The following is a 16,894-nucleotide window of genomic DNA, read 5'->3' on the forward strand; positions in this document are numbered from 1 at the left end:
CTCCCCACAAGGGGGAGGGGTTAGGGGTGGGGGTCCAAAGGCCATCAGGCTTCCGGACCAGCCTCCGACCTCACTCAAGAACTTCAGCAACAGAATACTTCGTTAGCTGATCCGGATCGACCGTTACACCGAGACCGGGTCCTGACGGCACGTGCACGCGCCCGCTTCGCACCGGGAACGGTTCGGTCAGAATATCGTCCTCGGCGTAGTAGGTTGCCATATAGAATTCGCATTGCAGGATCAGATCCGGAACCGCGGCCATGAGATGCGTGCCGGCTGCGTGGGCAAGGCCGGTTTCGAACATGCAGCCGCCATAGACCTCGATCCCGGCAGCCCGCGCAATCGCGGCAACTTCGAGAGCACGGCGAATGCCACCCGACTTCATGATCTTGAGCGAGAAGATATCCGCCATGCGGATATTGGCCGCATAGAGCGCGCCCTTCGGATCGAAGACACTTTCATCTGCCATGATCGGCGCGTCGATAACCTGGGTGATATGGGCCATCACGTCGCGTTCGTGCATCTTGACCGGCTGCTCAACGAAGGTCGGACGAAACGCTTCCAGATCACGAACCCGTCGCACGGCATCGTAGGCCGGCAGGCCCTGATTGTAGTCAATGCGGATATCGGCTTCGTCGCCGTAGATCTCACGCATCTTTTCCAGTCGCATCAGATCGAACCGGTGGTCGGAAAATCCAGTCTTGAACTTGAAGATCCTGACGCCGTCCGCCCACATGGCCGCAACATCTTCCAGGTCCTTGTCGAAGTCCGGATTGGCAATGGAAAAACTCATGCCCATGTCGTCGCGCATCCGGCCGCCGACCAACTCGCACACCGACAAGCCGGTGATCTGGCCGGTAATGTCGAGCAATGCCATTTCGAGCGCAGCCTTGGCTTCCGGGTGTCCAACGACAATCTTGTCGGCCATCGACAGGTGCCTTTCCACCTGGATCGGGTCCTGGCCGATCAGATGGGGACGCAGATGAAAGTGCAGGGCCGCCGCACATCCTTCCGCCGTTCCGGTAAACACCGGCCAGGGCGAGGCCTCGCCCCATCCGGTCAGGCCGGTATCTGTGGTTACCTCCAGGATCGCGACGTGAATGCCGGCGACGTCACCGCTGCCATGCGAATGAACCGCCTTTGCGGGAATGTGGATCCGGTGGACCCGGATTTTTTCGATCTTGTGGTTGCTCACGCAGGGCTCCGGAAAGCAAGGAAGGGTCGATGGGAACGGGCTGCTATTCTGGACGAACGACCAAAACACAGCAGGACGCGAAGCGCGACACCCGAGCTGCGTTCGGGCCGATGAAGAGATCCTTCACAGTTGGACGGTTTGCACCGATGACAATGAACCGGGCAGACAGATCGTCCGCATGCGAGATCAGTTTTTCGTAAACGACACCCCGCAGCACCTCCGTCGTGTGGGGCACCGATTTCCAGTCAAACTGGCCCGCATAAGCGGCGAGATCCTTGCGGGCGTCCACCTCGACCTGGTCGCGCATCTCTTCGGGAATGTAGGCCTGGACATATGTGTTCTGCTGATCCGGGATTACGAAGACCAGCTCGACTTCAGCATCGTGGCTTTGCGCAAGCATGATTGCTTCCTCCACCACACAGGCGTCGGACTCCCGGTGATGCAGATCCACGGCGGCAATGATCTTGACGTCTGCCATGACGAGACCCCTTTGAACGCTGAATGCGAATGCGAAACAGGAGGCGGCAGCAGCCGCCTCCAGCCAAAGTCACCCTCGAGGACCGCGCATGTTTTCCGGCAGGAAGGTGGCCAACTCGGGAACGAAGATCATCACGAAGACCATCAACACCATGATCAGGAACAGCGGGACCGCGGTCTTGGCGATGTAGCCCATTTCGTGATTGGTAATCCCCTGCATGACGAACAGGTTGAACCCGATCGGCGGGGTGATCTGAGCCATTTCAACCACGATCACAATGAAGATCCCGAACCAGATCAGATCAATGCCCGCGCCGACGACCATTTCCTGAACGATCGCCATGGTCAGCACGACAGAGGAAATTCCGTCGAGGAACATGCCGAGCAGGATGTAAAACAGCATGAGCGCCATCAGGAGCGAGAATGTTGAAAGTTGCAGGCTCTCGATGAATTCGGCCAGGGCCCGCGGCAACCCGGTAAAGCCCATTGCGAGCGTCAGGGCCGTCGCGCCCATCAGGATCAGCGCGATCATCGCCGATGTCCTGGTTGCGCCAAGCAGACTGTCGATGAAGGTCTGTTTCGTAAGCGAGCCTTGTGCGGCCGCCAGGATGAACGCCCCGATAACACCGATGGAGGCCGCCTCGGTTGCGGTCGCCCAACCGCCATACATGGATCCGATGACAACAAGGATAAGCAGGATGATCGGGATCAGAAACCGGCTTTCGCGCAGCTTTTCGGAAAAACTCATGCGATTGGCAATCGTCGGCACTTCCTTGGGCCGCAGGAACGACCAGCCCGCCACGTAAGCCATGAACATGCCCGCAAGCACGATGCCCGGCAGAATACCGGCCATGAACAGCTTGGAAATCGACTGCTCGACGGCAACACCATAAACAATCAGCGTCAGCGACGGCGGGATCATCAGCCCGAGCGTTGCCGCTCCGGTCAGCGTTCCGATCGTCATGTATTCGGGATAGCCGCGTTTCCTGAGTTCCGGGATCGACATCTTGCCGACAGTGGTCAGGGTTGCGGCGGACGAACCCGACACGGCCGCAAAAATCGTGCAGCCGACGATGTTGACGTGGACAAGACCTCCCGGCAGGCGTTGCATCCAGGGACTGAGGCCACGAAACATGTCCTGCGATAATCGACTTCGGAACAGGATTTCGCCCATCCAGATGAAGAGTGGTAGCGCGGTCAGGGTCCAACTGGACGATCCTGTCCAGATGCGCGTCAGCATGGCATCGCCGGCAGGGCGCGAGGTGAACATTTCAAGCCCGAGATAGGCAACACCGAAAAGGGCCAGCCCGACCCAGACGCCCGTTCCCAGAAGCAGGAACAGAACGAACAGGAAAATGAGAACGAGGTAGAACTCTTCCATGTCTTACTCCTCCTGCGCTTTTCCGCCGGGGACGTGGATATTGTCGCGGCCGGTAAACAGCGTTGTTACAAGATTGTCGAATGCACAGATGGCCAGAAGCACTGTTCCGATGGCCATGGACATCTGCGGTATCCAGATCGGCCAGGCGTCATGGCCCTGGCTGATTTCGTTGAAGCGATAGCTTTCATACGTGAACTTGATGGCATAGCGCGCGAACAGATAAGTCAGGTAGCTGGCAATCGCCCAGCACCAGATCTCACCAAACTTGCGGTAGCGCCCAAGTGCAGTCAGCAACAGGCTGACCCGAATGTGGCTGCCGCTGTTGAGCGCGTAAGGCAAGGCAAGGAAGGATGCCGCTGCCATGCAGTAACCCGTGAAGTCGGGCGCGCCGGTGATGATCCCGCCACCCCATCTTGCGACCATCTGCGAGGCCACGAAGAACAGGATGAGAATCAGGAAAATCGCCCCCAGATATCCAGCGAATTTATAGAGCGCATCAAGACTGGTGCGCAAAAGCTTGAAAATAGCCACCGCCGTCCCCCTTCAAAAGCATATGTGCCCGGCGGAAACCGCCGGGCAGAAGTGTTCATGCGGGTAGTCTATTGCTGTGCCTTGAAGGCATCGACGATGGCCTTGCCTTGTTCGCCGGCAGTTTCAAGCCATTCTCCGGTCATGGTCTCGCCGATGGCCCGCAGTTCCCCGGCCATGGTGTCGCTCACGCGACCGGTGGTCATGCCGTTCTTGCCCAGCTCGTTCACGGTGAACTCGTTGTACTGGATGGAGCGCCAGTCACCGGCATATTCGGCCATGGCCGCACACCCGTTGATCACGTTCTTGGTGGTGTCGTCCAGCGCGTTCCAGCTGTCCATGTTGACCATGACGTAGTTCCGCGGCAACCACGCATCAGCAGCGTAATAGTGGGACAGGCTTTCCCAGATCTTGCGGTCGTAACCGGTGGATCCGGAAGACACCATGCCCTGTGCGACACCTGTTGCGAAGGCCTGGCTGATTTCCGCTGCCTCGATTTGTACCGGCTGCATGCCTGCGAGCTCTGCCATTCTTGCACTGGCGTTGTTATAGGTGCGGAACTTCAGGCCCTTGACGTCTTCAAGAGAGTTCACTTCACGGTCGAAATAAAGACCCTGCGCCGGCCACGGCACGGAATAAAGCAGGTGAAGGTTCTGGTCCGCGAGGATTTCGGTCAGCGGCTCTTTTGCCACTTCCCAAAGCTTTTCGGAATCTTCGAAGGATGTCGCCAGGAACGGCACGCTGTCGAAGCCGAAGATGGCGTTCTCGTTCTGGTGACCTGAGAGCAGACGCTCACCGATCGGCACCTGCCCTGTCTGGATCGCACGCTTGATCTCGGCACCCGAATAGAGCGAGCCACCCGGATGGGTCTTGATTTCAAGCGCGCCGCCTGTGCCCAGGGTCACGCATTCGGCGAACTTCTCACCCGTTGCGGAATGGAAGTTGGTCGCCGCATAGGCCATGGGCATGTCCCATGTTTCAGCGGTTGCGGCGCCTGCCGCGAACGTGGAAACAGCGACACCCGCCATAAGTACTTTGGTAAGTCTGGACATGAAAAACCTCCTCATTCTAGTCCCCTCATGCCCCGCGGCCGCGGGACACGCTACTCTTGTGTGGCCGGTCTAGAACCGCTGCGGGTCATAGGCCGACAAGTCGATATTCTGGCGATCCCCCGAAATGAGGCCTGCCAGAATCCGTCCGGTCTTGGGCCCGGCCGTCAGGCCGATGTGATGGTGTCCAAAACCAGCAAAAACGCCCGATGCCCCGATTTCTCCGATCAGTGGCAAACTGTCGGAAGGAGCCGGACGGTGACCGAGCCAGCTTTCTTCCTTTTCGAACGTCATATTCGGAAATGTCTGCGCCACCTTCCTGCGCAGAAGCTCGAGCGGCGCCTTTGAGGCCGGCGCCTCCAGACCGCCAAATTCGACAACACCGGCGCAGCGCAATCCCGCCTTCATCGGTGTTGCGACAAACTTGCCGCTGGTGACCATCATCGGTGTGCGCGGACCGTTTTCCGCGGACCGGAAGACGATGTGATACCCGCGTTCAGATTCCAACGGCACGCTCAGTCCGAGTTTTTTTGCCAGCGCCCCGGACCAGACACCAGTTGCCAGAATGACTTCGGTGCAGTCCAGATCTTCACCCGTCGTGACGACCTTCGTCACCCGTCCACCAGTGAGATCGAAATCCTTAACCTCGGCCTTCACGAAGACCGCACCAAGCTCTTTGGCTTCTTCTGCCAGGGCAGCAATGTAGCGGCCGGGATCACGGATGTAGCCATGATCGTGCATCACCGCGAGGAGGTTCATGTCTGCCGCGAGATTCGGCTCATATTCCTGGACCGCAGGCCCTTCCAGCAGCTCTGGCTCAAAGCCGGCGAGGCGACGTAGCATCCAGGTGTAATGATCGCCTTCAAACGCCTCTCGCGAGGGATAGACAAAGCTGTAGTCTGAACTGACCAGCCACTCTTCTGCCTGCGTGCCTTTTGAAAGTGCTTCGTGCTGGGAGGGCGAATCGTAGAGGATCGGCGCGAGCCCTTCGGAAATCCGGCGCGTGTCCTTGTCATTTGCATGCGACAGGTATTTCAAAAGCCAGGGTGTCAGTTTCGGCAAGTAAGACCAGCGCAGGAACAGCGGAAAATCCGGATCAAGAAGCATCCGCGGACTGTTGCGAACCATGCCCGGCGCTGTGACGGGCGCAACAGAACAAGCCGCGATCACGCCGGCATTGCCGTAGGAAGTGGAAGAGGAACTGCCCGGCTCCACGCGGTCCACCACCGTAACCTTGACACCGGCGCGGCGAAGCCAGATCGCAGAGGAGACGCCGACGACGCCAGCACCGATCACTACGACATGGTTTGACGCCGCTCCGTTCATGACATCAGCCCATCCAGCGCCGCACCGGGGCGGCGGCTTCTTCCAGAGGTTGGCAAATCACGTCGATCAGGGTCGGACCGTCATGCGCAATGGCCTCTTTCATGGCCCGGTCAAGATCTTCTGCCTTTTCCACTTTCCAGGTCTTCAAGCCGAATGCCTCGGCAACCGCCGCCTGGTCGGTGCGGTTGAAGTCGACATTGTAGTAGCGCTTGTCGCAATCGGCATATTGGCTCGCCTTGATCCAGCCGAAGGCCGAGTTGGAAAAGACCACATAGGTGATCGGAGCGTTGGCACGCACGACCGTTTCGAGCTCGCCGCAGGCAAACGCGAATGACCCGTCGCCCATCAACGCCGCCACCTTGCTGTCCGGACGGCCATACCAGGCACCGAGCGCTGCCGACAGCGAATAACCAAGAGCGCCGTGAGCGCGGTTTGTAATGTATTGCCGCCCAGGGTGCTTCTGCTGCGAGTAGGCATTGTAATAAGGGCAGCTTGTTCCAGGATCCGAAACCACAATCGCATCATCAGGAAGGTTTTTGTTCAATGTGTCAATGATCTGCTCGGGAACGATCAGGTCTGCGTCGCTTTTGGCCAGTGCCTGGAATTTCGCGAATTTGCGTTCCTTGATGTCGGCAACCTTCACCGCCCCGCCAAATGCGGGCAAGTCGCCAGAGCGCGCGTCGAGATAAGCATTGGCTTCCCCAAGTGCCAGCTTCAGGTCGGCAACCACGCCAACCTCGGTCGGGTAGTTGGCACCAATTGTCATCGGGTCGCTGTCGAAATGGACGATCCGCTGACCCGGCTTGGGCGCTTCCCAGCGCGATGTCGTTGTCGATCCGGCGCGGCAGCCCATGAACACAACAAGATCGGCCGCCTCCATCATCTCCCAGGTCTCGTCCGTGCCGCCATTCGACCCGACAACACCAAGCGACAGAGGATGAGTGTCCGCCAGGGAGCCCTTGCCGGAAATGGACGTCGCCACCGCCAGATCCAGACGGCTCGCCAACCGGTCAAGTTCGTCCATGGCGCCAGCGATCACGACACCGCCGCCACAGACGATCAGCGGTGATCTGGCCGTCAGGATCGCCTCGACCGCCGCCTCGATGGCACCCGGCTCGGGCGCTGCGCGATAGCTCGGAAAAGTCTGGTGCTTCGGATCACCCCAGATGTCGTCGACCGGAACCGGATCATACTGAATGTCGTAAGGCAACCCGAGATGAGAGGAGCCGGAGCGGCCCGTGGTCATGGCGCGGAACGCCTGACGCACCATGCGTGGAATGTGGTCGGCGCGCTTGATCACCGTGTTGAATTTGGTCAGCGGGCGCATCAGCGCCTCCTGATCGACCTCGGTCAGGGGGTACTTGCCGTAAGACCCGACTGAGATGTCGGTCGTGATCGAAAGCACCGCAAAGGAGCTCTCATTCGCCTCGATCAGGCCAGGCAGGATGTATGTGGCACCACCGCCTGAAGGACCCTCGCAAACACCCACGCGTCCGGTTACCCGGGCATAGGCATCTGCCATATAGGTCGCGCTGCGTTCGTCGCGCGTCAGGACGTGAGTGATGTTGTGGTCGAGGTTATGCATGGCATCGTAAAAGGGCAGCGTCGTGTCGCCGCAAAGCCCGAAAATATGCCTGACGCCATGTGCTTCGAGAGACCGCACCATCGCCTCGGCGCCATTCAGTTCGTTTCGCAAAGAATCCCCCAAGCCTGCTGCCTCCCGAAGGCGATCACGGATTTCGGTTCTGCACTCAATATTGTATACAGCTCTGTAGGCAAATGTGAAGGCGCAAATGTTCACAAAGCGGTTTTTTTGATTTATCACGAGACGGACAGACTGGATGTGCACGGCAGGACCACAATGACAAAGCGCCTCAGCAGCGTGGACCGCGTCTACGAGACGCTGCGCGACATGGCGATTAACTTCGACTTCAAGCCCGGCGAACGGATCAACGAATCCGCCCTGACGACGAAGCTCGGCGCCAGCCGCACACCGCTGCGCGAGGCACTGAACCGCCTTGTCGCCGAAGGGTTTTTGACACTCGCAAAGGGCCAGGGTTTCTTTTGCCGCCCGCTGGAGCCGAACAAGGTTCTGGAGCTTTATCAGGCGCGCTGCGCGATCGAGACGGAAGGCATCATTCGCGGCATCGAAAATGCCAGTGATGAGAAGATCGCCGAGCTTTGCGACTATCTGGACGAATTCGAAAAGACTTATTTCACCTGCACCGACCTCACCGAGGTCTTGCAACAGGACGAAGAATTTCACCTGCGTCTTGCGGCCCTTTCCGGAAATGGTGAGCTGGTGCGGCTGCTCAGCAATCTGAACGAACGCATTCGCTATGTCCGTTTGATCAATTTCCGCCAGATCCGCGAGCAGATGCAGGACGGCGCCGGCGAGGATCCGTCTCTACCCGCACATCGCAAGATCGTCGAGGCCGTCAAGAACCGGGACACGGAAACGGCGGTCACAGCGCTCCGCAGTCACATCGAACGCCGCAGTGAAGAGACAATCGAACTCGTCCGCCTCGCTTATTCCCAGCTCTACGTTCCGAGCTACTAAACAGGCTTTCACCGCCGCGAAAGAAAACTACCCCCAGCGCGGATCATCCAGCTCGACCGGAAAACGGGCCGGAGCGAGACTTTGCTGGAACCAGAGCACATAGTTGTAGATGGAATAGACCGGAAGGCCCGTCAGGCGGCGGATGTCGGCGGCATAAGGCACCATGTTGGTGCATTCCAGAACGATGGCGCCAATGTCCTTGTGACGTGCAACGAGCTCCCTTGCAGCCTCACGCATATCTTCCAAGCACGCGGCGAAATCGATCTCCGGCGCGTCCCCCAGAATGTCCCTGGAAAACACTTTGCCGCTTTCGGTTCCAACGATCGGCGCATCCAGTGGCACATTGGCAGCCTTCAGATGATCTATTGTCAGGGTTTCCTTGGAGATGGTCAGGATACCAACACGTTTGTCCGGCGGCAGCGTCGACTGCACCATCGGAACCTGCATCAGCGACGATGTTGCGAGTGGCACGTCAATCTCTTCCGCCAGTTGATGCTGCAGGATCGACAGGAAACCGCAATTCGTCGTGATGCCGTCACAACCGCTTGCCACAAGATCCTTGGCGGCGTCGATGAATGTCTGAAGCAGCGGGCGAGCGTCGGTGCGGACAACCAGATCCGGGGTCGCGCCGCGCACAACACGGTATTGGACCGGAAAAGGCCACGTCAGTGCGTTGCCCATGTCGCCCGGGATGCGCGGGAATCGTGTTTCAAGCATCAGGATGCCGATATTTGCACCATAGACGGTCTTGCCGCCGTATTGTGATTTCACCGCGATATCCCCTGCGCTCCAGACTTGACCGTTTTCCAATATACAAATTTGAGCGCAGCACTGTATACAATTTTCTTTTCTGATGAGCTCACGGTTTCGCAAACTGAAAGAAACCGTTTGCAGCGCGTGCTCATCCAGATTCGGACGAGCGCACACCTGCGTAGGCCAGATGGCCGATCATGGCAGGAAAGACCCGGACGCGGTGGGTGGGCGTCCGGGATAAGGCGGAGGAAACAGTTGGTTCCTCAAAATGCCGCAGCTTAAAGGGGGCAGCTTGCTGCGGTTGAACTAGAACCTAGGCCATTGACTTTCCCTTGACCTGTGCCGCGCGTCACGCAGGCCGAACCGCACGGAATAACTACGGTTCTTGAGGTCATAACTTGATCGAAATGCGATGCGGATCCCATCCCAATCCGCCATCGTCGATGGTCAGTTGCCTCAGCTTGTGATGAACGGAGACCAGCATTGCTGACGCGGACCGCTATAGGGCTGATAAGTATTGTCGAAGGCGTTGTAGGTTCTAAAGCGGCCATAGCACCAATCGACGTGCTGCTGCCAAACGTTGTCGCGGATGTGGCTGAAGGGACGAACGGGCTTCACTTTTACAAAACCGTGGCTCTTTCCGTAAGTCTTGCCGTGGCCGTAATTGCCGGCAGATGCCGTATTTGCTCCCAGCGCTACGACGGAAACAGACACTGCCGTCAGAGCAACAGCTTTCAAAACAGACTTGCGAAACATTTTCAATTTCCTTCTTTTTTTGATCTTCGGCAGATCTTTCGTGTGCCGCTGACCCATGCTTAGGAAAGAAACTGAAAACCCGCCTGTGACGCGCGACACCCTGGAAGCACAGCTCCAATCAAGGTCAGGAATTCGCGGTAACAGGCACTGCCGGGAGAGACTTGTCCGGTCAGTCGCTGGTGGCTATGTCCTCCAGCGCCTCTCGGTCATCAATAATCAGCCAGCCGTCCTGAAGGCTGATCAGGTCTGCCTTCTGCCACTTTCTGAGGCAACGATTGACGTTTTCCCGGGTGTTCCCGATCATGCTGGCAAGTTCCGACTGGGACTGGGACAGTTTCTTCAGGGGTCTGTCTGGAGACCCCGGAGCTGCCTCCGTCAGGCGGAGCAGGAGCCGCGCCAATCGGACCGGCAGTTCCAGAAACGCAATTTCGATCATGCGCTCGTCGGAGCGACGCACCCGCTGGCACAAAAGTTCAATCAGACGAACGGACAGTTCCGGATTGCGCTGCAAGACGTCCAGCAATGAACGTCTTTCGAGAACGACGAGCGTACAATTTGTCAGCGCCTTCACATTGGCCGACCGCTCCCCACCATCCAGCAGCGCAATTTCTCCGAAAACATCGCCGGCTTGCATGTCGTTCAGGGTGATCTCCCTCGCACTGGGCGTCAGCATGGTCACGCGAACGGTGCCCTCAGCAATCGCCATCATGCTTTGTCCCGGTGCTCCCATGGTGAAAATCGTCTCGCCGGACGTGACGCGTTTGACATAGGCAAAGCTTGCCAGTTCCTGTCGAGCCTGACCGTCGAGTGCCTCAAACACAAAGCTTTTGCTCAAAAGTTTCTCTTTGTTAAAGTCGCCGTCGACGTCCATGATCTATTCTCGGTCCCTTAGATTTTTCAGCACGACGCTGATTGCAAAGGTCGTAGCCAATTTGCCTCAACCATAGATGTATGAGACCAAAGGGGACGCTTGAAAAGTGCGATTTTGGGAAATTGAAATGAAGAATTTTATCGTATTCGCGATGTTCACCCTGCTGGTCACATTCGCGTCAGGGTCAGGATCGGCGCAAACCCTGGTCGGATGTACATCAACCAATCTCGGCGATCCGCCACGTGTGGTCTATCAGTGCGCGGGCGGCGTGGTTCTGGAAGCGGAGGCCGCCGCTGCTCTCGGAGTTCTCGCAAATGGCCCGAACGAGCGCCCGACAGACGTTGAAGTGTCGTCGGATGCCGTTCTGATCGAGATTGCCCCCGGCAGCGGTCCGTTTCAGATCAGGACGCCCCACGCGATAGCAGCGGTGCGCGGAACGGTATACGCCGTTGACGTTCAGGATGGCACCACCTCCGTTTTCGTCAGCGAAGGCGAAGTCACGGTCTCGCGCCTTGACGGATCTGATCAGGTACTCCTGCCCGCCGGTTTCGGCGTTGACGTCTCGGCGGGCGAGCCGGTTGTTGCCCGGGAATGGGGCGCTGAACGTGTTGCCAGACTGTTGAGCCGCTTTGGTCGATGAAGCCGGTGCTTCCGCGCTGGCTTTCCGCACTGGCCCTCGTACTCGGGTTGGTGTGGGCCGGATTTCTGTTAAAAGGTCACATCGCAGGCGCAGCCAGCGTTATTGACCGGTTCGAGACCGTGCTGCTCGACTTGAGAATTCTTCTTGCAGGTCAGCGCCTGGCACCTGAAGACGTCGTCATCGTTGCTATCGACGATCAGACTGTCGCACGGACGGGCCAATACCCGCTGGCCCGCAACCGGCTTGCCGATCTTGTTGACGCAATCAACGAGGCAGGCGCTAGATCTCTCGCCGTCGACATCCTTTTGTTTGGTGCTTCCGACAGCGCTGACGACACGTCGCTGGCAAGGGCGATTGGGTCGCTTCCAACCGTGATCGCAGGCGCCGCACATGTCGGCGAAGCTCAACCTGCCGCAAGCGTTGTCCCGGTCATCAACAAGGTACTTTCACCCGCGCCAGAGCTGGCTGAACATGCGGCAATCGGTCTGGCCAACATCGTGACGGACAGCGGCGGAACGCCGCGCCATGTGCCGCTCCTGTTCTTGAGTCCGGAAGGTCTGCAACCTTCCTTCGGCCTGCAGGCACTCGGACTTTTTCAGGGTGAGCCCGCCAGTCTGACCGAGACCGGCATCCGAATGAAAAACCGTGTGCAGCCGCTCGACATCGGCTGGCACCTGGCACTGAATTACTACGGACCGGAAGGAACAATCAGGACTATCAGCGCTGACAGCCTGCTCGAGGGGAAACCGGTGGACTTGCGTAACCGATTGGTGGTGCTCGGCGTGACCGCAACGGCGGTTGGTGACAGGTTCAGCACACCTTTCGATCCCGTGATGCCAGGTGTCGAGGTGCAGGCGACCGGGCTTGCAAATCTCCTCGACGGATCCCCTCTCGTGCGCGATCCCACGACAAGGTTGATCGACAGCGCAGCCGCTCTCACCATTACCGCCCTGGGGCTGATAGCTGTTGTCTTTCTGCCGCTAGCACCAGCATCGGTGTTCTATATCGTTCTGCTTGGCAGCTGGCTGGCCGTGAGTGCCTTCCTATTCGGGCAAGGGCTCTGGCTCAACGGCGCGCTCCCCTTCGCGGCCAGCTTGCCGCCGGTTATCGGACTGATCATCACCCGGCAACTTTTCGACAGGTTCCAGTCGCGGCAGCTGATGCGCGCGCAGGAAGCCTTAAGCCGTTTTCAGTCTCCACAGCTTGCCGGCCGGATCGCAGAAGATCCGGCCTTTTTGTCCGAGCCGCGCGAGCAGGACGCTGTGATCCTGTTTGTTGATCTGTCAGGTTACACAGGTCTCAGCGAAGAGCTCGGTGCCGTCAGAACGCGCGATTTCCTGAAAGAATTTCATACCATCGTGGTCGATGTCGTCAGCGAGGATAACGGTGTTGTCCTGGACTTCATGGGCGACGGCGCGATGCTCGGCTTCGGCATTCCGGATGTGGGCACGCAAGATCCGGTTCACGCTGTTCGATGCGCCTTCAAGCTGGGAAGAGCCATCGGAACGTGGCTGGAGGGTGCGGGCATGGCGACGACCGTCCATAGCGTCCGGGTCGGCGCCCATTGCGGAAACGCGGTTCTTTCGCGCCTCGGCCATGACAGCCAACAGCAAATTACCGCGACGGGCGACTGCGTAAACGTCGCCAGCCGCTTGCTTGAAGTTGCCAAGGATCATGGGGCTTCTGTCGTCATTTCGGCAGAACTCTTGGAGGCATATGAGGATGCCGGACGCGAGAAGATTGTCCCGCCCAGATTGGAGACCGTCTCGATCAGGGGCCGGCGGCAGGCGCTTCAGGTCGGGCTCTGGGCGTCCGGAGACATTTCGCAATTTTCAGATCTCGACGACAAACCGGAATGACCGATCCGGGCCTGATGCCGCGACGCTCCCAGCTGGCCGAAACCCTCTCGTGCGCGTCTCCAGCCACCAACAAAGCTGAGAGGCCGGCATTCCTGAGAACGCCGGCCCCCTTGCGCTTCGATGGTGCCTAAAATCACTTAAAGTATCCGGTACAGAGTTTTGTCTCTCTTAATCGTGTGGTGGAAAAGGACTGCACCAATGTGAAGCACAAACAGGCAGAGCAACGTCCAGGCACTCCATTCGTGTATCGCGGAGAGCGTCCAGGCGATGTCCGGGCTCTTGCCGATGGGGCTCCAGACCTCGACAAGACCAAACCAATTCAATGGGAAACCGTGAGCATTTGTTGCCAGGAAACCCGAAACTGGCATGATGATGAGAACTGCATAGAGCAGACCGTGCACAGCCGATGCGGCAAAACGTTCGATCGCAGATCCGTCCAAAGGCGGAGATTTTGACGTCAACTTGTTTCCAACCCTGATCAGCATCAGCCAGAGAACCAGGAACCCAAGGCTCTCGTGAAGAAGGTAGAAGGTCGACACGACATCCTTCTTGGCATATCCGATCATGAGACCGAGCGGCCAAGTCGCCAGCACCAGGACGGCGACCGCCCAGTGCAAAAGCCGGGCTGGTGTCCCGTAGCGGGCATAGGACGCGTCCGCCGGCAAACCGACTTGCGATTGCGCACCTATGGTCATTCTCTCGGACACGGAACTCACCCCCCGGTTTTCAATCCGGCTTCAACTGGTAACCCGATCAGGTAAATTTCTTCTCCATGACCGGGAAACACTGCTGTTCGGAAGACCTCGTGCCCTCCGATGTCTTTAAGGTAGGAATGGACTGACTGACTCACCTGTGACGCGCGACACTCGACACGCATGAGATTTCATTTTTTTGTGTGCCCGAGGCTGACATGGCCGATTGGGAACCGAATTTCCAAAAGCGCACTGCCCCTCGCTGGAGCCGTCACATTACCCAGGTCAGTAAGGGGGTGACGACGCTCTTTTCATATGTCATGTAAAGCTGACAAGATCACCGAAACCCACCGGTTGAAGCCAGGCACAAGCCGATGACACAACTCGAATCCGCCCTAAAAGCCATAGACGATGCCAACGCGGCCGACCCCAATCTGGAAGACGGGCAGCCGGCTGCCCTGCTTTACGGTCAGCGGATGAGTTCAGAGCTCGAACGGCTTCACCCCGAAGCCTCCGACACGCTCCGGATTGCCGCGCGCGGGCAGCATATCGAACGCTGGACCGTGCCAAGAACCACCTATCCGGAAGGCAAAGCCGGATACCATGCCTGGCGCCGCGATCTGGCCAAACGCCACGCGGAACGGATCGGCGCGATCATGACGGAAGCCGGTTATGGCGCAGAGGACGTCGAAGCGGCCGGACGCATGCTCCGAAAGGAGGGCATCAAGCGTCATGATGACGTTCAGGCGCTGGAGGACGTGATCTGTTTCGTGTTCCTCAAATGGTACTTTTCACCCTTTGCCGCCAAGCACACGGATGAAAAGGTGCTCGGCATCGTGCAGAAGACGGCAAAGAAAATGTCGGCGGACGGCAGGGCACGCGTCCTGCAGGAATTTGATCTGCCCGAACCTTTGGCCGCTGCCTTCGAGAGCTGATTGCCTGCGAAAGAAAGAGGCTATCCTCCGTCGTCGGGGCCATTTGGCCTAAGGCTGCTCAGGCTGTTCGGCCTGGAATATTCCAGCAAAGTTTTCGGAAACTGCAATGCTTGTTACTGGCTGGTCCAACTACGCTTTGGCGTTTGCGGTCTTCTTCGCCTCTCACATGGTGCTGGTCCGCCCGCCCGTTCGTCCCTTTCTTGTCAGGGTCCTGACGGCTCGCGGTTTTTCGGCAGCCTACTCGGTACTTTCGCTGCTTATCCTTTGGTGGCTGATCAGGGCGGCGCAAACCGCGCCTTACATCGCCCTTTGGGACTGGGCGCCGTGGCAGAACTGGATACCGATCATCGCGATGCTGCCGGTATGCCTGATCCTGGCATTCGGGATCGCGGTTCCGAACCCGTTTTCCTTCGGCGGACTTCACAACGAACGCTTCGACCCGCAGAGCGCGAGCATCGTCAAGTGGATGCGTCACCCGATCCTGGTCGCGCTGTTTCTCTGGTCAACATCCCATCTCGTACCGAACGGCAATCTTGCACATGTGATCCTGTTCGGCGCCTTTGCCCTGTTCTCGCTTCTCGGCATGAAGCTGATTGACAGGCGGCGGCAGCGGGAGATGGGGGAAGAGTGGTCGCGGTTGCTCGACGCGACCCAAGAAGCGCCGCCTTTTCTGGCCATCGCCAAGATGCCCATGCTGGTCAGGCTGCTTGCAGCTGTAATCGCCTTCGCCCTCCTGGCGCACTTGCACATTTACTTTGCAGGCGTTGATCCGTTTGCCTGACGATCACTCGGCAGATTTTTCAAAGCAGGTTGTCTGAGCGCGCATTGCCTTCTCAAACAGTCGCGCCCCTGTGCCTGATCGCACATCCCAGGCTTCCCGCCAGAACGCCGACGATGACAGCAACGGCCATATCGAACATACCAACCTGCGAGAAATTGAAACCGGCGAAGAGCAACGGCTCCAGAACGCCAACGATGCCTCCCATGATGGAGGCCAGGATCCAGTTTCGGGTCATCATCCCAAGGCCAAGTCCGAGAATACCGGGGAGGCTGAGGACGTTTGCGCCGATGGTTCCGAGCAAATCAAGAATACCAAGCATGCCAGTGCCTTTTGTTTGGAACGCGAGCGGACGCCACCTGGAGTTCAGGTGGCGCGCTCAAAGCGTATCAGTTCGAGGTTTTTTTCAAGTACGAGCGCATTGCCGCGACATCATCGGTCTTCGGTTCAGCAGGCGCATTTTTTGCCTCAAGCTGCTCGACGACACGACGGTATTCCTCCGCGGAGCCGGGAGCCAGCGCATGGGCAATGCCCTGGTGACAGTCGATGCAGGTCATGTTTTCGTCGATCGCCTTCTGGTGTTCGGCGGCGGCACGGTTCTCCTGGATCGTGAAGTCCATGTAGTCGAAGTTATGGCAGTTGCGGCATTCACGGCTGTCGGAGGCTTTCATTTTCCGCCACACAACAGAAGCCATCTGCAAACGATGCTCTTCATATTTCTCGGGCGTGCTGATCGTGCCGGCAAGCTCATGGTAGACGTCCTTGACCGCCATGATCTTCGCCTTGATCTTGTGCTGCCATTCGTGCGGGACGTGGCAGTCCGAGCAGATTGCGCGCACGCCAGAGTGGTTGTTGTAGTGCACCGTCTCCCGGTACTCGCCCAGGTTCGTCTCCATTGTGTGGCAGGACACGCAGAATTCTTCCGTGTTGGTCAACTCCAGCGTCCAGTGGAAGCCACCCCAGAACAGAATCCCGGCGAGGAAACCTCCGATCACGATGAAGCCCACGCTAAAGGCGGAAACCGGGCTCCAGATTGCGTTCCAAAGCCTGCGGATCAGGCCCTGTTTCGGTTTCTCATGCGGTTCGGACATTTT

The 16,894-nt window shown here is 58.3% G+C and carries 17 protein-coding genes and 1 pseudogene; 5 read left to right on the plus strand and 13 right to left on the minus strand.

Features of this window, described 5'->3' with window-relative positions:
• Positions 1–70 precede the first annotated feature (70 nt).
• The 7 genes from RBB47_RS27630 to RBB47_RS27660 all read right to left on the minus strand — a co-directional run bounded on the left by RBB47_RS27630 (position 71) and on the right by RBB47_RS27660 (position 7,664).
• Positions 71–1,195 (minus strand): enolase C-terminal domain-like protein, encoded by a 1,125-nt coding sequence (locus RBB47_RS27630; protein WP_305989152.1) that lies wholly within the window; start codon positions 1,193–1,195, stop codon positions 71–73.
• A 43-nt stretch (positions 1,196–1,238) separates the two neighbouring features.
• Positions 1,239–1,673, minus strand: a complete 435-nt coding sequence (locus tag RBB47_RS27635; protein ID WP_305989153.1) for a universal stress protein — start codon at positions 1,671–1,673, stop codon at positions 1,239–1,241.
• A 69-nt stretch (positions 1,674–1,742) separates the two neighbouring features.
• Positions 1,743–3,053, minus strand: coding sequence for a TRAP transporter large permease (locus RBB47_RS27640; protein ID WP_305989154.1), 1,311 nt, complete (start codon positions 3,051–3,053; stop codon positions 1,743–1,745).
• A 3-nt stretch (positions 3,054–3,056) separates the two neighbouring features.
• Positions 3,057–3,584: a TRAP transporter small permease gene (locus tag RBB47_RS27645; protein WP_305989155.1), complete on the minus strand. Its 528-nt coding sequence runs from the start codon at positions 3,582–3,584 to the stop codon at positions 3,057–3,059.
• Between the two features lie 68 nt (positions 3,585–3,652).
• A complete protein-coding gene (locus tag RBB47_RS27650; protein WP_305989156.1) occupies positions 3,653–4,633 on the minus strand; it encodes a TRAP transporter substrate-binding protein in 981 nt (326 codons plus the stop codon).
• 69 nt (positions 4,634–4,702) lie between these two features.
• Positions 4,703–5,956, minus strand: a complete 1,254-nt coding sequence (locus RBB47_RS27655; protein ID WP_305989157.1) for an FAD-binding oxidoreductase — start codon at positions 5,954–5,956, stop codon at positions 4,703–4,705.
• A 4-nt stretch (positions 5,957–5,960) separates the two neighbouring features.
• A complete protein-coding gene (locus tag RBB47_RS27660) occupies positions 5,961–7,664 on the minus strand; it encodes a thiamine pyrophosphate-binding protein (protein ID WP_305989158.1) in 1,704 nt (567 codons plus the stop codon).
• A gap of 153 nt (positions 7,665–7,817) precedes the next feature.
• On the opposite strand from RBB47_RS27660, the gene RBB47_RS27665 reads away from it, so the two are divergent.
• Positions 7,818–8,516: a GntR family transcriptional regulator gene (locus RBB47_RS27665; RefSeq protein ID WP_305989159.1), complete on the plus strand. Its 699-nt coding sequence runs from the start codon at positions 7,818–7,820 to the stop codon at positions 8,514–8,516.
• 27 nt (positions 8,517–8,543) lie between these two features.
• On the opposite strand, the gene RBB47_RS27670 is transcribed toward RBB47_RS27665, so the two are convergent.
• The 3 genes and pseudogenes from RBB47_RS27670 to RBB47_RS27680 form a co-directional block, all read right to left on the minus strand.
• Positions 8,544–9,287, minus strand: a complete 744-nt coding sequence (locus RBB47_RS27670) for an aspartate/glutamate racemase family protein (protein ID WP_305989160.1) — start codon at positions 9,285–9,287, stop codon at positions 8,544–8,546.
• Between the two features lie 438 nt (positions 9,288–9,725).
• Positions 9,726–9,842: pseudogene (locus RBB47_RS27675) on the minus strand (BA14K family protein); the annotation flags it as partial.
• Between the two features lie 352 nt (positions 9,843–10,194).
• Positions 10,195–10,860, minus strand: coding sequence for a Crp/Fnr family transcriptional regulator (locus RBB47_RS27680; protein ID WP_305989161.1), 666 nt, complete (start codon positions 10,858–10,860; stop codon positions 10,195–10,197).
• Between the two features lie 163 nt (positions 10,861–11,023).
• Here RBB47_RS27680 and RBB47_RS27685 point away from each other — a divergent pair, with 163 nt between their 5' ends.
• Both RBB47_RS27685 and RBB47_RS27690 read left to right on the plus strand, forming a co-directional pair.
• Entirely contained in the window at positions 11,024–11,536 is a 513-nt protein-coding gene (locus RBB47_RS27685) for a FecR family protein (RefSeq protein ID WP_305989162.1), read from the plus strand.
• Entirely contained in the window at positions 11,533–13,395 is a 1,863-nt protein-coding gene (locus tag RBB47_RS27690; RefSeq protein WP_305989163.1) for a CHASE2 domain-containing protein, read from the plus strand. The genes RBB47_RS27685 and RBB47_RS27690 overlap by 4 nt, the downstream gene beginning before the upstream one ends.
• A gap of 137 nt (positions 13,396–13,532) precedes the next feature.
• Here the strand turns inward: RBB47_RS27690 and RBB47_RS27695 are convergent, their stop codons facing one another.
• Positions 13,533–14,090 carry a cytochrome b gene (locus tag RBB47_RS27695; RefSeq protein WP_371932868.1) on the minus strand — a complete coding sequence of 186 codons (558 nt, stop codon included), beginning with the start codon at positions 14,088–14,090 and terminating at the stop codon, positions 13,533–13,535.
• Positions 14,091–14,461: 371 nt separating this feature from the next.
• Here RBB47_RS27695 and RBB47_RS27700 point away from each other — a divergent pair, with 371 nt between their 5' ends.
• Positions 14,462–15,022: a DUF4202 domain-containing protein gene (locus RBB47_RS27700; protein ID WP_305989165.1), complete on the plus strand. Its 561-nt coding sequence runs from the start codon at positions 14,462–14,464 to the stop codon at positions 15,020–15,022.
• 106 nt (positions 15,023–15,128) lie between these two features.
• Positions 15,129–15,803, plus strand: a complete 675-nt coding sequence (locus tag RBB47_RS27705) for an NnrU family protein (RefSeq protein ID WP_305989166.1) — start codon at positions 15,129–15,131, stop codon at positions 15,801–15,803.
• 52 nt (positions 15,804–15,855) lie between these two features.
• Here RBB47_RS27705 and RBB47_RS27710 read toward each other — a convergent pair whose 3' ends face one another.
• Positions 15,856–16,122, minus strand: coding sequence for a hypothetical protein (locus RBB47_RS27710; protein WP_305989167.1), 267 nt, complete (start codon positions 16,120–16,122; stop codon positions 15,856–15,858).
• A gap of 67 nt (positions 16,123–16,189) precedes the next feature.
• Entirely contained in the window at positions 16,190–16,891 is a 702-nt protein-coding gene (locus RBB47_RS27715) for a NapC/NirT family cytochrome c (RefSeq protein ID WP_305989168.1), read from the minus strand.
• Between the last annotated feature and the right edge of the window lie 3 nt (positions 16,892–16,894).

Source organism: Roseibium sp. MMSF_3544, from assembly GCF_030732845.1.
Taxonomy (GTDB): domain Bacteria; phylum Pseudomonadota; class Alphaproteobacteria; order Rhizobiales; family Stappiaceae; genus Roseibium.

What these genes read in the sequence shown, in the direction of transcription:
- RBB47_RS27635 (WP_305989153.1), bottom strand. Translation starts at nt 1,673, where the DNA reads ATGGCAGACGTCAAGATCATTGCCGCCGTGGATCTGCATCACCGGGAG.
- RBB47_RS27640 (WP_305989154.1), bottom strand. Translation starts at nt 3,053, where the DNA reads ATGGAAGAGTTCTACCTCGTTCTCATTTTCCTGTTCGTTCTGTTCCTG.
- RBB47_RS27650 (WP_305989156.1), bottom strand. Translation starts at nt 4,633, where the DNA reads ATGTCCAGACTTACCAAAGTACTTATGGCGGGTGTCGCTGTTTCCACG.
- RBB47_RS27655 (WP_305989157.1), bottom strand. Translation starts at nt 5,956, where the DNA reads ATGAACGGAGCGGCGTCAAACCATGTCGTAGTGATCGGTGCTGGCGTC.
- RBB47_RS27665 (WP_305989159.1), top strand. Translation starts at nt 7,818, where the DNA reads ATGACAAAGCGCCTCAGCAGCGTGGACCGCGTCTACGAGACGCTGCGC.
- RBB47_RS27685 (WP_305989162.1), top strand. Translation starts at nt 11,024, where the DNA reads ATGAAGAATTTTATCGTATTCGCGATGTTCACCCTGCTGGTCACATTC.
- RBB47_RS27690 (WP_305989163.1), top strand. Translation starts at nt 11,533, where the DNA reads ATGAAGCCGGTGCTTCCGCGCTGGCTTTCCGCACTGGCCCTCGTACTC.
- RBB47_RS27695 (WP_371932868.1), bottom strand. Translation starts at nt 14,090, where the DNA reads ATGACCATAGGTGCGCAATCGCAAGTCGGTTTGCCGGCGGACGCGTCC.
- RBB47_RS27700 (WP_305989165.1), top strand. Translation starts at nt 14,462, where the DNA reads ATGACACAACTCGAATCCGCCCTAAAAGCCATAGACGATGCCAACGCG.
- RBB47_RS27705 (WP_305989166.1), top strand. Translation starts at nt 15,129, where the DNA reads ATGCTTGTTACTGGCTGGTCCAACTACGCTTTGGCGTTTGCGGTCTTC.
- RBB47_RS27710 (WP_305989167.1), bottom strand. Translation starts at nt 16,122, where the DNA reads ATGCTTGGTATTCTTGATTTGCTCGGAACCATCGGCGCAAACGTCCTC.
- RBB47_RS27715 (WP_305989168.1), bottom strand. Translation starts at nt 16,891, where the DNA reads ATGTCCGAACCGCATGAGAAACCGAAACAGGGCCTGATCCGCAGGCTT.